The organism is Actinoalloteichus spitiensis RMV-1378, assembly GCF_000239155.1.
In the GTDB taxonomy this organism is placed as follows: Bacteria; Actinomycetota; Actinomycetes; order Mycobacteriales; family Pseudonocardiaceae; genus Actinoalloteichus_B; species Actinoalloteichus_B spitiensis.
In genome coordinates this window covers 1-12,228 of the sequence record NZ_AGVX02000086.1, presented here as the reverse complement: position 1 = coordinate 12,228, position 12,228 = coordinate 1, and the positions used below count along the sequence as shown (strand labels likewise).

Here is a 12,228-nt window from a genome sequence, read left to right as displayed (position 1 = left end):
CTTCCCGGCGGCAACGCCCTCCCCGGCGGGCGAGTGCTCCGGGCGACGGCCCCGAGGGGCCACGCCGGGCGACACCGCCCGGGAGGCCGGCGAGACCGCCGGGTGGTTCGTCCGCCGGGCCGGCGGGCAGGGGGCTGGTCGGCCGGGGTCAGGAAGGGACCGGCGCCTCGTCCCGGTCGCCCACCAGTTCCTCGATCGCGGCGAGCGCCTCCTCGGTGGGCAGGTCCTCGTCGAGCACGAGGTGCAGCATCAGGCCGTCGAGCAGCGCCACCACCAGGGTGGCCACCCCGGCGCACCGGCTCGCCGGCCAGTGCGGCCGGAGCGTGGCGAGCCTGTCGGCGGCCTGCGCCCTCGACTGGCGCATCTGGTCCCGCATCACGGCGCCGAGGTTGCTGTCCCGCATCGCTCCGACAACGAGTTCGACCGCCAGCCGGCTCGCCCGCGTGCTCCCGGAGCTCGGCAGCAGACCACGCAGCGTGTCGAGGGCGGCCTGTTCGGTCGTGGCCTCCAACAGCTCATCGATGACGGGATTGATCACGAGGTCACCGGCGCGTTCGGCGATGGCGCGGTGCAGGTTGCCGACACCGCCGAAGTGGTAGTGGATCAGGCCGACGTTCGCGGTCGCCCGTTCGGCGACCGCCCGGGTGGTCACGGCGGGCCAACCGCCTTCCGCCAGCAGGTCGACGCCGACCGCCACCAGCTGCTCACGGCGACGTTCACCCCGCTCGGAACCTGGTCGATCGACTGTTTTGGTCACTCGACCAAGTTAGCACCTCGGTCCCCGTCGTACCCGAGTTTGCGCGATTCCCGGCCGTTCGGCACGAGGAACGGCGCGATCGGCCCGTGACATCCCTCGGTCAGGGCCGGACGAGTCGCGGCGCCACCGACCGGGGGTGCGCGGCTCGACCAGCGGGACCACGCCCGCTCGGCGGTCACCCAGCGTCAGGGGGCACCGCCGAAGACCGGGCGCCCCACTACCGGGCGACCCTGGTGCCACCAGGTAGTTTCCACAGTGGAAGCTCCGGTGCACGCGTTTCCCGTGCTGTCGCGCCCGGCACCTGGGATGACGTCGCAGCGAACGGAAAGCCGCGTCAGGGGAACCCGCCCAGACCCGACGACGGCTCGAGTTGGCAAGATACTGACTCGCCGGTGCCTCGGGACGTTTCGCGCGGAACGCGGAAGCAGAAAGGATCCTGGTGAACTCGCAAACCATCCAGGTCGACGACCTTCGCCTGCTCGCAGTGCCCAATGCCGTGAATCTCGCCGATCTCTTCCTCCGGTTCACCCTGTCCGAGTGGTCCTTACGCCCCTTGCAGGACGACGCCTCCCGCGTCATGAGCGCGCTGGTGACCGCCACCGTCGAGGACACCGACCAGCAGTCGGCGGGCTTCATCACCGTGCGCCTGCGCCTGCGGGGCGACTGCCTCGTCCTGGAGGTCGAGACCGAACGGTTCAACGAGCACGCCCCGGTGCTGGCCCAGCTGTCGGAGTTGCGCACCGGTCTCGTCCCGCTCGACGGGGGAGCCCGGCTGGCCTGGTGTGAGCTCCCCCTGCCGACGGGGTTGAGCGGAACCGCGGTCCCCCTGCCCCAACGTGAACGACGCCCCTCCCCCGCCGCCGAGGCGATGGCGGGCGAACCGGACGACTTCGATCCCCAGGTCATGCAGCGGCTGCTGTTCGGCCTGAGCGGAGCGGGCAAGCCCCCGCAGGACGGCGGCCTGGGGCACTGACGCCGCCCCGCCGTGTTCGGGGCCGGGGCCGTTCCGCCCTGACCCGACCACGGCGGTCGGCGGTGCGCACCGGGAGCCGCCTGCCCCCAGTGGCCGGGTTCAGCGCGGCGGGGATGTCGCCGCGAGCGCCTGCCCGGTCTGGTAGAGGCTGATCAACAACGGACGCAACGCCCGTCCGCGCTCGGTCACCGCGTACTCGGTCCGCGCCGGGAAACCAGGGGCGCGTGACCTGCCCACCAGCCCACGCGCCTGGAGTTCGGTCAGCCGCTCGGTCAGCACCTTCGCGCTCAGGGTGGGGAGCCGCCGCCGGAGTTCCGTGAAGGAGCAGGGCCCGTGCAGGAGTTCCCGTAGCACCAGCGTGGTCCAGCGACCGGAGACGGCCGCCAGCGCGACCTCGACCGGGCAGTCCGGGTCCGGCCGCTGGGTGCGCCCCGCCACGTCCGGGACCAGCTCTCGGTCCCAGCCGCCGTCCGCCCTGACCACGGTTTCCGTTTGGTTACCCACGTGCGCCTCCTGTTGGCTCCGCTCCATGAGCGAGACTCCGACCCACATCCAACTCACGACGGACCCCGCACGGCACCCCGAGGTCTTCGCCTCGGCGTTCAACACCGGCGACGTCGACATCCTGGAACAGGTGTACGAGCCCGGGGCGCTGTTCGTTCCCCAACCCGGCACGGCCGTGACGGGGGAGGCACGGCGACTGGCCAACGCGGAGTTCCTGGAACTCGGGCTGCCCATCACCGTCTCCCCCCGCCACGTCTACGCCCTGGACGACGTCGCACTTCTGATCGTCGACTTCGTGATCGCCGGAACCGCGCGGCACGGCGGCTCCGTCCGCATCGAGGGAACGGCGACGGACGTGGCGCGCCGGGGGGCCGACGGGTACTGGCGCTACGCCATCGACAACCCCTTCGGCGTCGCGGAGGGGCCGGCGGGGTCGGGGCGAGCCAGCACCGCCTAACGGAGCAGGCGGAACCAGCCCAGGTCGATCTCTATCGGCAGGACCAGCAGGGGGAAGGTGAGGACGAGGCAGATCGCGCACAGCAGGAGGATGACCCGCCTGGTGGTCGGCGAGTCGCCCACCACCGCCGACAGGAGCGACACCGCGAGGCGAAGCGCTTCCAACACCCCCACCGCGCGAACCCCACCGTTCACCGGTCTTGCCCCCGACCTCGGTTGCGTCGAGCCAGGGGTCACGGCCTACTGTCATCAGGTTGGTCCTCCCTCGGAGCGCCAGGCGGACGCTGATCTCTGCCAGGAGCGGGCGTCCGCGAGCGCGGCTGGTGGCGACCGACCGGGGCGGCTTCCTTCCGAGGAAGCCGCCCACCACCGGCACCAATTCGTGCAAAGCAACCTACACCGGTGGGTCGATATCGCGACTACTGGCTGCCACCACTCGCTCAGCGGGCAGAAATCTTCCACGAACGGCCCAAGACGAGAGCCAAGGCGGTCAGCAGAACTAATATCGGCTGGTAGACGCAGTTCACTCGAGGCTGGAACACTCGTGGCGCCCTCGGCACGGCCCCATGCGCCGCCCGCGACTCGGACCTCCCCACCACCCGATCGTCCACGTCAGCCACCCCCAGCTCGACTACTCAGGGTAGTTTTCGGCCATGCCAAGCCTTCCCCCGCAAGGACTAATATTCCCTCGGCATATCGCCTACCGGTGATATGCTCGTCGCTCTCAGTCCCCACCGCCACGGGCGGGCTCCCCGCGTCGCGGTCGGAGCGACGGCGCCTTGAGGACGAAGCCGGCACGTCGCGCCTCGACTCCCCTCCCCCCGTGGTGGCCGACCGGTTTGGAGCGGTGCCCACCGTTCCCGGGCTGGTAGGGTCCGTCGCGATGTCGCTCGCGCGGGGAGAGTGAGGTGCCGGTGCGCGTCGCCAGCTCGGCCCTCCCACCGCCACGGGAGCCCACCACGAGGGTGGCCGGTCCTGCCCCCAGGGCGCGGACCAGCCGCGCTCCGCAGCCACGACCGGCGCGCTGGACCCAGGCGGTCCCAGCGGTGGCCCCCATCCCGTCGCCCGCGCTCGAGTCGACCCGTCGAGCCCTTTCCACGCCGCACCCGGTGCTGCCCCCCTCGGACACGAAACGGGCGACCGGCACCAACGGCTACACGAACTCCTGGGGAACCAACGCGCACGGCGAACTCAGCGGATGCCCGCCGCCCCGTTCCCACGCCCTGGTCAGCGCCTCCTCTCCGCGCTGACCCGCTCCGTGGCCCCGGTCGGGACGCCACGGTCGTTCGCCCTACCCGGATTTCGCCCTCCTCGGGCTCCGGCTGTCACCGCCTTCCTCGTCCCGTGACCCGCGTCGCGGGACCACCGAGTGACGGCTGCCCCGAAGCCGAGCTGAGAGGTCACTCGTTTGGTCCTGCCACTGGTTCTCGCGGCGCTCACCGCGCTGGCGCTGGCGGCTCCCCCGCTCGACCGGTTCCTGGGCCGGTCGACGGGTTGGCCGTTGGCCGCCGCGTTCCTGGGCCTCGCCGCGCTCGTCGCCACCCGGGCACCCGAAGTGCTGTCCGGGGCCGGGGCCCCGTCCTTCGACGCACCGTGGATGCCCGCCGTCGGTGTGGGCTTCCACCTGCGGCTGGACGGTCTCGCCCTGCTGTTCGTCTCGCTCGTCCTGGTCGTGGGCGCACTGGTGATGGCCTACTCGGCCAGCTACTTCTCCCACGGGCGGCACGGCGACTTCTACCTGCTGATGACGCTGTTCGCCGCGGCGATGTTCGGTCTCGTCCTCGCCGACGACGTGGTGCTGCTGTTCGTCTTCTGGGAGATCACCACGATCTGCTCGTTCTTCCTCATCGGGAGATCGGGGTTGTCCGCGAGCCGCCCGGCGGTGCGGACGCTGATCCTCACGGCCGCGGGTGGCCTCGCGCTGCTCACCGCCGTGGTCCTGATGTGGGTGACCACCGGGACGACCCGGCTCAGCGTGATCCTGGAGCACTCCGCCTGGACCGACGACCCGGCCTTCGCCACCGCCGTCGCGGTCCTGGTGATCCTCGCCGCCTTCACCAAGTCCGCGCAGTTCCCGTTCCACTACTGGTTGCCCGACGCCATGGCCGCCAGCACACCGGTGAGCGCATACCTGCACGCCGCGGCGATGGTGAAGGCGGGGATCTACCTGCTGATGCGGTTCTCCCCCGCGCTGGCCGACCACGCGGTCTGGCAGACCGCGCTGATCGGCTTCGGCCTGGTGACCGCCGTCCTCGGCGCGCTGTTCGCCCTGCAACGCCACGACCTGAAGGAGCTGCTGGCCTACTCGACGGTGAGCCAGCTCGGGTTCCTCGTCGCGATCATCGGGGTGGGCACCCCGGCGGCGATGGCGGCCGCCACGGCCCACACCCTCGCGCACGCGCTGTTCAAGGCCACCCTGTTCATGCTGGTCGGCGTGGTGGACCGCGAGGCGGGCAGCCGGGACATCCGGAAGCTCACCGGTCTCCGACGGGTCATGCCGGTCACCGCGACGCTGACGGGGCTGGCGGCCCTGTCGATGGCCGGTGTTCCGCCGCTGCTGGGCTTCGTCAGCAAGGAGAGCATGTTCGGCGCCTTCCTCGACGCCCCGGGCCCCGGATGGGTGGGGCCGGTCGTGGGCGGGGTCGCCGTGGTGGGGGCGATCCTCACCTTCGCCTACTCCTTCCGGCTGGTCTACGGGGCTTTCGGCGGGCCCACCGAGCAGAGCCACCTCCGGGAGCCGAAGGCGGCGTTCCTGTTCCCCGCCGCCGTGGCGTCGGTGGCGGGTCTGGTGCTCGGGCTGGTGGTCCCGCTGCTCAACCCCCTGGTGGACCGGGTCGTCACCGATACCTGGGGGCTGGTCCACGACAGCGACCTCGCGCTCTGGCACGGTTTCTCCACCGCGCTGGGGATGTCGGTGGTCGTCCTCGGCGCCGGGACGGTGCTCTTCCTCCGACGGGCGTGGCTCGACCGGGTGTTGGACCGCTCGTTGTTCCCCGTCCGGGGGACGGAGGTGTTCGAACGCCTGTACCGGGGGACGATCGCGCTGGGTGCGCGGGTGGGTGATCTCACCCGGAGCGACTCCCCCGCCCAGCACCTCGCGATGCCCTTCGTGCTGCTGGCGGTGCTGGCCTCGGTCGCGTTGTCGGCCGGTCTCGCCGTCGGCGACTTCCCCGCTCCGGTGAGCCGGCCGATGGACTGGGTGCTCGTCGCCCTGATCGCCGCCTCGGTGCTCGGAGCGGTGGTGGCGCGCTCCCGCCTCGCCGCGCTGGGGTCGATCGGGGTGGGGGGTTTCACCGTCGCCCTGTGGTTCTTCACGCTCGGCGCCCCCGACGTCGGTCTGACCCAGCTGCTGGTCGAGGTGCTCACCGTCGTCGTCGCGGTCCTGGTCCTCCGGCGGCTGCCACGGTCCTTCCACCCCACGGGGAGGGTGCGGAGGGCCGCCGCCGCGGTCCTCGCGATCGTCGCCGGTGGGGTCGCCGCGCTCGCCACCTACACGATGACCGGTCGCCGGGAGCTGTCCCCCGCGGCGGACTACTTCCTGACCGAAGCCGAGAACGAGACCGGCGGCACCAACGTCGTGAACACCATCCTGGTGGACTTCCGCGCGTTGGACACGCTGGGGGAGCTGACCGTGCTCGGCATCGCCGGGCTGGTGATCGTGGCCGTGCTCAACGCCAACGGCCTGCTGCCGAACCGGCAGCCGACGGCCATCCACCGGTTCGCCGGCAGTCCCATTGATTCGCCGACCGATGCCACCATCCTGTTCCGCACCGTGGGGCGGTGGTTGGCGCCGCTGGTGATCCTGTTGTCGGCCTACCTGCTCCTGCGGGGCCACTACGAGCCGGGCGGCGGGTTCATCTCGGCGCTGGTGGGCGGCGCCGGGTTCGCCCTGGCCTACCTCAGCGCGCCGAGTTCGGACCGCGCCCCGATCCGCTGGCCCTACATCGCCCTGATCGCCTCCGGTGTCGGGGTCGCGGTGTTGACGGGGGTGGCGGGCTACCTGGAGGGGAGCTTCCTCCGGCCAGTCCACCTGGACATCCCGCTCCCCTGGGGGGGTGAGTACCACTTCACCTCGGCCCTGGTCTTCGACGTCGGTGTCTACCTGGCGGTGATCGGTGTCGTGGTCACGGCGTTGAACCGGCTGGGAGGGGATTCCGGCCCGCCGGGCGGGATGCCTCGTTCGCGGGGCGCGTCCAGGTCCGGTCGGAGCGCGGGGAAGGAGACCCGATGACTCTCGCGATCTCCGTCGGCCTGCTGGTGGCCGGCGGCGTGTACCTGGTGGTGCAGCGCGGCATGGTGCGCATCACCTTCGGCTTCGTCCTGCTCGGCCACGCGGTGAACCTGCTGCTGGTGTCGGGTGGGGGCGCGTTCCGCAGGGAGGCCCCGCTGATGTCGGAGACGGACGCCTCGGTGGCGGCCGATCCGCTGCCGCAGGCGTTCGTCCTCACCGCGATCGTGATCGCGTTCGCGATCACCGTCTACATGCTCACCCTCGCCGGGGTCGGCAAGCGGGACGATGACACGCGGGGCGGCCCGGCCGTGTCCGGCGAGAAGGACGAGGAGAAGGCATGACCGGCGCTCTCCTGCCGTTGGCCGTGGCGGTGCCGCTGCTCGCCGCCGCGGTGTTGACCGTGCTCCGGGAACCCGCCCTACCGCGCCGGGTGATCCTGCTCGGAACGAGCGCGCTGAGCCTTGGGTTCGGTGTCCTGCTCGTCGTCGCCAGCTGGGACGGCGGCATCGTCTCGCACAACGTCGGTCTCTGGCCGAACGGGATCAGCATCCCGTTCGTCGGGGACATGTTCGGCGCCCTGATGATCGTGGTGACCTCGCTGCTGACACTGGTGTGTTCGGCGTTCGCGATCGCCGCGGGTGACGAGGAACGCAGGTTCTTCGCGCCGCTGGTCCTCGTCCTGGCGGCGGGTGTGAACGGGGCGCTGCTCACGGCGGACCTGTTCAACCTGTTCGTCTTCATCGAGGTGATGTTGCTGCCCTCGTACGGGCTGCTGGCGATGCTCACCGGCATCCGGGGGGTGCGGGCCGGCCGGCTGTACGTGGCGATGAACCTGCTGACCTCGACGGTGTTCCTCGCCGGCGTCGGCCTCGTCTACGGGGTGACGGGCACCGTCAACCTCGGGGAGCTGGCCGGGCTGGCCGCCGAATCCGAACTGGTGGCCACGGCGGTGGCGGTCGTGTTGATCGCCCTGTCGGTCAAGGCCGCCGTCGTCCCGGTGCACGGCTGGTTGGCCAGGACCTACCCCTACGCCTCCCCCGCGGTGACCGCGTTGTTCTCCGGGCTGCACACCAAGGTGGCGATCTACGCGATCTACCGGGTGTACGCGGTGGTCTTCGAGGGGGACAGCACCTACCTGTGGATCGGTGTGGTCGCGATGGGCGTGACCATGGTGGTGGGGGTGCTCGGCGCGGTCGGGGAGAACACGACGCGGTCGATCCTCGCGTTCCACATGATCTCCCAGATCGGCTACATCCTGCTGGGGGTGGCGCTGTTCGGCCCGCTCGGCCTGACCGCCGGCATCTTCTACCTGTTGCACCACATGGTCGTGAAGGCGTCGCTGTTCCTGTCCACCGGAGCGGTGGAGGTCACCTACGGGACGAACCGGCTGGACCGGCTGGGTGGGGTGGCCAGGACGGAACCGCTGCTCGCGGCGGCCTTCCTCGGTGCCGCCCTGTCGCTGGCCGGGATGCCGCCCTTCTCCGGGTTCGTGGCGAAGTTGACGCTGGTGCGGGCCGCCTTCGACGAGGGGCAGGTCGCGGTGGCGGTGGTCGCCGTGGCGGTCAGCCTGCTCACGCTGATGTCGATGCTGAAGATCTGGGGCGGGGTGTTCTGGGGCCGGTCCCCGGAGGACGTCGCGGGGCACCACCTCGAACGGCACCCAAGAGGAGCACTGCTCACCAGGGTCCGGCCGGCACTCGTGCTGCCAGCCCTGGTCCTCACCGGGGTGACCCTCGGGGTGGGTATCGGGGCGCAGGGCCTGCTGGTGCTGGCGGAACAGGCGGCGGCGGGACTGCTGGACACGTCCGGCTACATCGAGGCGGTGATCGGCCGATGACACGGCACCTGGCACGGATCCTCCGGCTGGTCGGGTTCCTGGGGTACTACCTGCTGGAACTCGTGAAGGCGAACGTCTCGGTGATCAGGGAGACCCTGGTCCCGAGTGACCGGTTGCGGCCCGGCATCGCCGAACTGCCGCTGCGCTGCCGGACGGACCTGGAGATCACGATGATCGCGAACCTGATCTCGTTGACCCCGGGGACGCTGACGGTGGCGGTCAGGGCGGAGCCGCCGACCCTGTGGGTGCACGGGATGTTCGCGGAGGACCGCGAGGCGTTCCGTGCCGAGTTGTACGAGATGGAGGGTCGGATGCTGGTGGCGATGCGGTTGTCCGCCGCCGCCGGCGCGCTGCCCGGTCCGGGGCCGGCGGATGGCCCCGCGTCCGAGGCGGGTGGCGTGGCGCGTCGGTCCGCCGACCGCGGCGAGGACGGAGACGAGACGTGATCCTCATCGATCTGGCGATCGTGCTGGTCGCCCTGAGCCTGCTCGCAGCCGTGGTCCGGTTGGTGCGCGGCCCCTCCGACGCGGACCGGGGTCTCGCCGGGGACCTGGTCTTCTTCGGTTTCGTCGCGCTCGTCGCCCTGGTCGGCCTCCGCGCGGACAGCGAGGTCGTCTTCGACGTGGTCCTGGTGGCCACCCTGGTCGGGTTCCTGGCCAGTCTCTCGATCGCCCGGCTCGTGACAGGGGGGAAACGATGAGCGTGCTGCTCGGTCACGTGGGAACCGCGCTGGTCGTGGTGGGTGCCCTCGTGCTGGCGCTGGCCGGGGTCGGGCTGCTGCGCCTGCCCGACCTGTACACGAGGGCCAGCGCGGTGACCACGGCCTCGGGTCTCGGGGTGGGGCTGGTGCTGGTGGGTGTGCTGCTGCACCACCCCAGCCTCGGGAACACCGTGAAGGTGGTGTTGGCGGTCGTGGTGCAGCTGACGACGGCGGCGGTCGGCGGTTACGCGATCGCCAGGGCCGGCTACCTGACCGGTGTCCCGCTGGCGAAGCGGACCCGCTACGACGAACTGGGAGCGGTGGTGCGGACCGCGCGGGGCGGTCCGGAGCGGCCGGGCCGGCGCCGCCGTCCCGGCCGTCGGCGGGGACGGGGCTGAGCCACGGGCCTGGCCGGGCCGTCGCGTCCGGTCAGGCCCCGGGGCCGACGACGCGGGTGGTGCGCCCTCTGGCTGCCACCACGTCCCCCGGGGCGAGCTGGCGGCCCCGCCTGGTCTCCGGCTGGTCGTTGACGGTGACCTGCCCCGACTCCAGCATGTCCCTGGCGTCACCGCCGTCGGAGGCGAGGTCGGCGAGCTTGAGGAACTGACCGAGTCTGATGCTGCCGTCCCGGATCGGCACGTCGTCCATGCCGACCATCATGCCGGTGCCGGGCGCGACGCCGCGCACCGCTCCTCGGGCGCCCGGCCGTGGCGTGCGGCGCCGGTGCTCGGCGTTCCCCAGGACGCGGAGCGGGCCGGGTGGGAGCGCCGGGTGTGGGTTCCCCGACGCTCCCCGACCGTGGTGCGGTGACGCCTCGGTCAGCCGAGTTGGGCCTGGATGTCGGCGGCGTAGGTCGAGACGCGGGCGTAGACGCCGGGGTAGCCGGCCCAGGCGCAGCCGTTGCCCCAGGAGACGATGCCGATCAGCTTCCCGTCGACCACCAGCGGGCCGCCGGAGTCACCCTGGCAGGCGTCGTAGCCGCCCTCCGGGAACCCGGCGCACACCATGGCGGTGCTGTTGTACTGGGAGTAGGCCCCCGCGCAGGTGGCGTCGCTGGTCACCGGGACGTCCACCTCCAGCAGGTAGCGGGAGGCGGCGCCGCCGGAGGAGGTCGCCCCCCAGCCGAGGACCTTGCTGGTGGTGCCGGCCTCGTACAGCGCCGTGTCGGCGGGTGTGGCGAGCGGCAGCGTCTCGTAGGGGAGGTCGCGGTCCAGGGTGAGCACCGAGACGTCCTCGCCGATCAGGTAACTCCGGTAGTCGGGGTGGTTCCAGATGCTGGTGACGGAGGCGACCACGCCCGCCGTGCCGTTCTTGTCCTCGCGGCCCGCGACGACCCGGACGGCCGAGGCGGAGCGGTTGATCGTGCAGTGCGCCGCCGACACGACCTTGTTCGGCGCGACGAGCGCTCCGCCGCAGAACTGGGAGCCGGCGGTGTTGGTCAGGTAGACGGCCCACGGGTAGTCGGAGATGCTGGCCCGGGTTCCGCCGACGATGCGGGTGCCGACGTCTCCCGCCTCGGTGCCGGGCACGGTGGGGGCGGGGGCCCCGGCGATGGGCTCCGTCTCGGCCGCGGCCTGGATGCCCGTGAGCGGGAGGAGCGCGGCGGCGAGCATGGCGCCGAGGGCGGCCCACCGTCGGGACTTCGTGTTAGCCACGTTGGTCTCCTTCGTTCGCGACGCCGTGTGGACGAACCTGCGGCAGGGAGTGGCCGTCCGGCATCAGGAACATCAAACAGACGGTCCACACGCCAACGACAGGCCCAATAGAGGTAACCCGAAGAGACTCCACAATTACCTTCGGTAATCACGGTTGGTGTTCACACGACCGTCATGAGCCGCTGGTCAGGACGTCATGCGCGGGTGGACACGACGGCGCGACCACCGGGGCCACCGGCCCCGAGCACCAACCACCCGCCCCAGTGGACGCGGGCGCGATCAGGGCACGACGAGTCGCGGCGGCGAGGGAATTCGGGGCCGCCCCAGTGCCGGCGGGCTCGGCCCCCGCTCGACGAAGGCGCGGCGAGCGCCGCCGATCCCGTCGAGGTGCCGCCGGGTCCCAGCCCAGGCGCGCACTCCGTTGGCCCGTGTCCCGCGGTGCCGCGCCCGCCACGCCGACGGCATCGAGGTCGAGTGGGTGGAGTGGACTGAGCACCTCGTCGTCCGGCGGCTGACGCCAGGCGGCGCGTCCGAGCCGGACCCGCCTGAACCCCGCGGCTGATCCACCCCAGTCGTGGGGCCGCCCACCGGGTGGCGGGCCCCACCGCTCCGCCCGAGTTGTCGGTCTCCTCCCCCAGGCTGGGGACGACAGTGATCACCGGAGAGGAGAACGGACATGCGGGACCACGCGCAGGGCACCATCGGCACCGTCACGGGGTTCGACCTCACCGTGTCGGACGCCCCGGGCATCCGGGACTTCTACGCGGCGGTGGTGGGCGGGGAGGCACGGCCCCTCGGGTTGGGGGACCACGACGACTACCAGATGCTGGCCGCCGACGACACTCCCAGGACCGGGGTGTCCCCTCGGCGCGGCGCCAACGCCGACCGACCCGCGCACTGGCTGAGTCACGTCACCGTCGCCGACCTCGACACCAGCCTGGAGCGGGTGCGCGCCCTCGGCGGCCGGGTGCTGACCGAACCCCGGGGCACCGGGCCGGGCGCCTACGCGGTCATCGCCGACCCCGCCGGGGCGGTGCTGGCACTACGGCAACGAGCGGTGGACGGATGAGGACCGGCTCGGCGGGCGCGCACCGGACGTCCGGGCCCGAGCCGCC

Annotated in this window: 14 protein-coding genes; 9 read left to right on the top strand and 5 right to left on the bottom strand. The window is 71.8% G+C overall.

From position 1 onward, the window contains the following. Positions 1-148: 148 nt before the first annotated feature. The gene (locus ACTIDRAF_RS0204235; RefSeq protein ID WP_026065769.1) at positions 149-757 is read right to left on the bottom strand and encodes a TetR/AcrR family transcriptional regulator; all 609 of its coding nucleotides are present in this window, start codon (positions 755-757) and stop codon (positions 149-151) included. Between the two features lie 439 nt (positions 758-1,196). Between ACTIDRAF_RS0204235 and ACTIDRAF_RS0204230 the strand changes: the two genes are divergently transcribed. Beyond that, positions 1,197-1,730 (top strand): hypothetical protein, encoded by a 534-nt coding sequence (locus ACTIDRAF_RS0204230; RefSeq protein ID WP_016697465.1) that lies wholly within the window; start codon positions 1,197-1,199, stop codon positions 1,728-1,730. Between the two features lie 99 nt (positions 1,731-1,829). On the opposite strand, the gene ACTIDRAF_RS0204225 is transcribed toward ACTIDRAF_RS0204230, so the two are convergent. Continuing rightward, a complete protein-coding gene (locus ACTIDRAF_RS0204225) occupies positions 1,830-2,234 on the bottom strand; it encodes a winged helix-turn-helix transcriptional regulator (protein WP_245533436.1) in 405 nt (134 codons plus the stop codon). A gap of 25 nt (positions 2,235-2,259) precedes the next feature. Between ACTIDRAF_RS0204225 and ACTIDRAF_RS0204220 the strand changes: the two genes are divergently transcribed. Further along, positions 2,260-2,691 carry a YybH family protein gene (locus ACTIDRAF_RS0204220; RefSeq protein ID WP_016697463.1) on the top strand — a complete coding sequence of 144 codons (432 nt, stop codon included), beginning with the start codon at positions 2,260-2,262 and terminating at the stop codon, positions 2,689-2,691. Here ACTIDRAF_RS0204220 and ACTIDRAF_RS0204215 read toward each other — a convergent pair. After that, the gene (locus ACTIDRAF_RS0204215) at positions 2,688-2,864 is read right to left on the bottom strand and encodes a hypothetical protein (RefSeq protein ID WP_157162833.1); all 177 of its coding nucleotides are present in this window, start codon (positions 2,862-2,864) and stop codon (positions 2,688-2,690) included. The genes ACTIDRAF_RS0204220 and ACTIDRAF_RS0204215 overlap by 4 nt on opposite strands. Positions 2,865-4,098: 1,234 nt before the next feature. Here ACTIDRAF_RS0204215 and ACTIDRAF_RS0204205 point away from each other — a divergent pair. Genes ACTIDRAF_RS0204205 through mnhG form a run of 6 tightly spaced genes read left to right on the top strand, consistent with a single transcriptional unit; the run spans position 4,099 to position 9,856 of the window. Beyond that, positions 4,099-6,921, top strand: a complete 2,823-nt coding sequence (locus ACTIDRAF_RS0204205; RefSeq protein WP_016697460.1) for a DUF4040 family protein — start codon at positions 4,099-4,101, stop codon at positions 6,919-6,921. Then, the gene (locus tag ACTIDRAF_RS0204200; RefSeq protein WP_016697459.1) at positions 6,918-7,262 is read left to right on the top strand and encodes a sodium:proton antiporter; all 345 of its coding nucleotides are present in this window, start codon (positions 6,918-6,920) and stop codon (positions 7,260-7,262) included. The genes ACTIDRAF_RS0204205 and ACTIDRAF_RS0204200 overlap by 4 nt, the downstream gene beginning before the upstream one ends. Continuing rightward, a complete protein-coding gene (locus ACTIDRAF_RS0204195) occupies positions 7,259-8,758 on the top strand; it encodes a monovalent cation/H+ antiporter subunit D family protein (RefSeq protein WP_016697458.1) in 1,500 nt (499 codons plus the stop codon). The genes ACTIDRAF_RS0204200 and ACTIDRAF_RS0204195 overlap by 4 nt, the downstream gene beginning before the upstream one ends. Further along, positions 8,755-9,204: a Na+/H+ antiporter subunit E gene (locus tag ACTIDRAF_RS27160; protein ID WP_016697457.1), complete on the top strand. Its 450-nt coding sequence runs from the start codon at positions 8,755-8,757 to the stop codon at positions 9,202-9,204. The genes ACTIDRAF_RS0204195 and ACTIDRAF_RS27160 overlap by 4 nt, the downstream gene beginning before the upstream one ends. After that, on the top strand, positions 9,201-9,458 hold the full coding sequence (locus ACTIDRAF_RS0204185; RefSeq protein ID WP_016697456.1) for an MrpF/PhaF family protein: 258 nt from the start codon (positions 9,201-9,203) through the stop codon (positions 9,456-9,458). Before ACTIDRAF_RS27160 ends, ACTIDRAF_RS0204185 begins: the two co-directional genes overlap by 4 nt. Further along, positions 9,455-9,856 carry a monovalent cation/H(+) antiporter subunit G gene (gene mnhG, locus ACTIDRAF_RS0204180; protein WP_016697455.1) on the top strand — a complete coding sequence of 134 codons (402 nt, stop codon included), beginning with the start codon at positions 9,455-9,457 and terminating at the stop codon, positions 9,854-9,856. Before ACTIDRAF_RS0204185 ends, mnhG begins: the two co-directional genes overlap by 4 nt. A 31-nt stretch (positions 9,857-9,887) precedes the next feature. Here the strand turns inward: mnhG and ACTIDRAF_RS0204175 are convergent, their stop codons facing one another. Next, positions 9,888-10,106, bottom strand: a complete 219-nt coding sequence (locus tag ACTIDRAF_RS0204175; protein WP_051313905.1) for an RNA-binding S4 domain-containing protein — start codon at positions 10,104-10,106, stop codon at positions 9,888-9,890. 170 nt (positions 10,107-10,276) lie between these two features. Continuing rightward, entirely contained in the window at positions 10,277-11,071 is a 795-nt protein-coding gene (locus ACTIDRAF_RS0204170) for a S1 family peptidase (RefSeq protein WP_016697453.1), read from the bottom strand. Between the two features lie 718 nt (positions 11,072-11,789). Between ACTIDRAF_RS0204170 and ACTIDRAF_RS0204160 the strand changes: the two genes are divergently transcribed. Beyond that, positions 11,790-12,182, top strand: a complete 393-nt coding sequence (locus tag ACTIDRAF_RS0204160; protein ID WP_016697452.1) for a VOC family protein — start codon at positions 11,790-11,792, stop codon at positions 12,180-12,182. The last annotated feature ends 46 nt before the right edge of the window (positions 12,183-12,228 follow it).

Excerpts from the sequence above, each read along its gene's own strand:
- ACTIDRAF_RS0204160 (WP_016697452.1), top strand. The coding sequence starts at position 11,790 with ATGCGGGACCACGCGCAGGGCACCATCGGCACCGTCACGGGGTTCGAC.
- ACTIDRAF_RS0204220 (WP_016697463.1), top strand. The coding sequence starts at position 2,260 with ATGAGCGAGACTCCGACCCACATCCAACTCACGACGGACCCCGCACGG.
- ACTIDRAF_RS0204195 (WP_016697458.1), top strand. The coding sequence starts at position 7,259 with ATGACCGGCGCTCTCCTGCCGTTGGCCGTGGCGGTGCCGCTGCTCGCC.
- mnhG (WP_016697455.1), top strand. The coding sequence starts at position 9,455 with ATGAGCGTGCTGCTCGGTCACGTGGGAACCGCGCTGGTCGTGGTGGGT.
- ACTIDRAF_RS0204175 (WP_051313905.1), bottom strand. The coding sequence starts at position 10,106 with ATGGACGACGTGCCGATCCGGGACGGCAGCATCAGACTCGGTCAGTTC.
- ACTIDRAF_RS27160 (WP_016697457.1), top strand. The coding sequence starts at position 8,755 with ATGACACGGCACCTGGCACGGATCCTCCGGCTGGTCGGGTTCCTGGGG.
- ACTIDRAF_RS0204170 (WP_016697453.1), bottom strand. The coding sequence starts at position 11,071 with ATGCTCGCCGCCGCGCTCCTCCCGCTCACGGGCATCCAGGCCGCGGCC.
- ACTIDRAF_RS0204200 (WP_016697459.1), top strand. The coding sequence starts at position 6,918 with ATGACTCTCGCGATCTCCGTCGGCCTGCTGGTGGCCGGCGGCGTGTAC.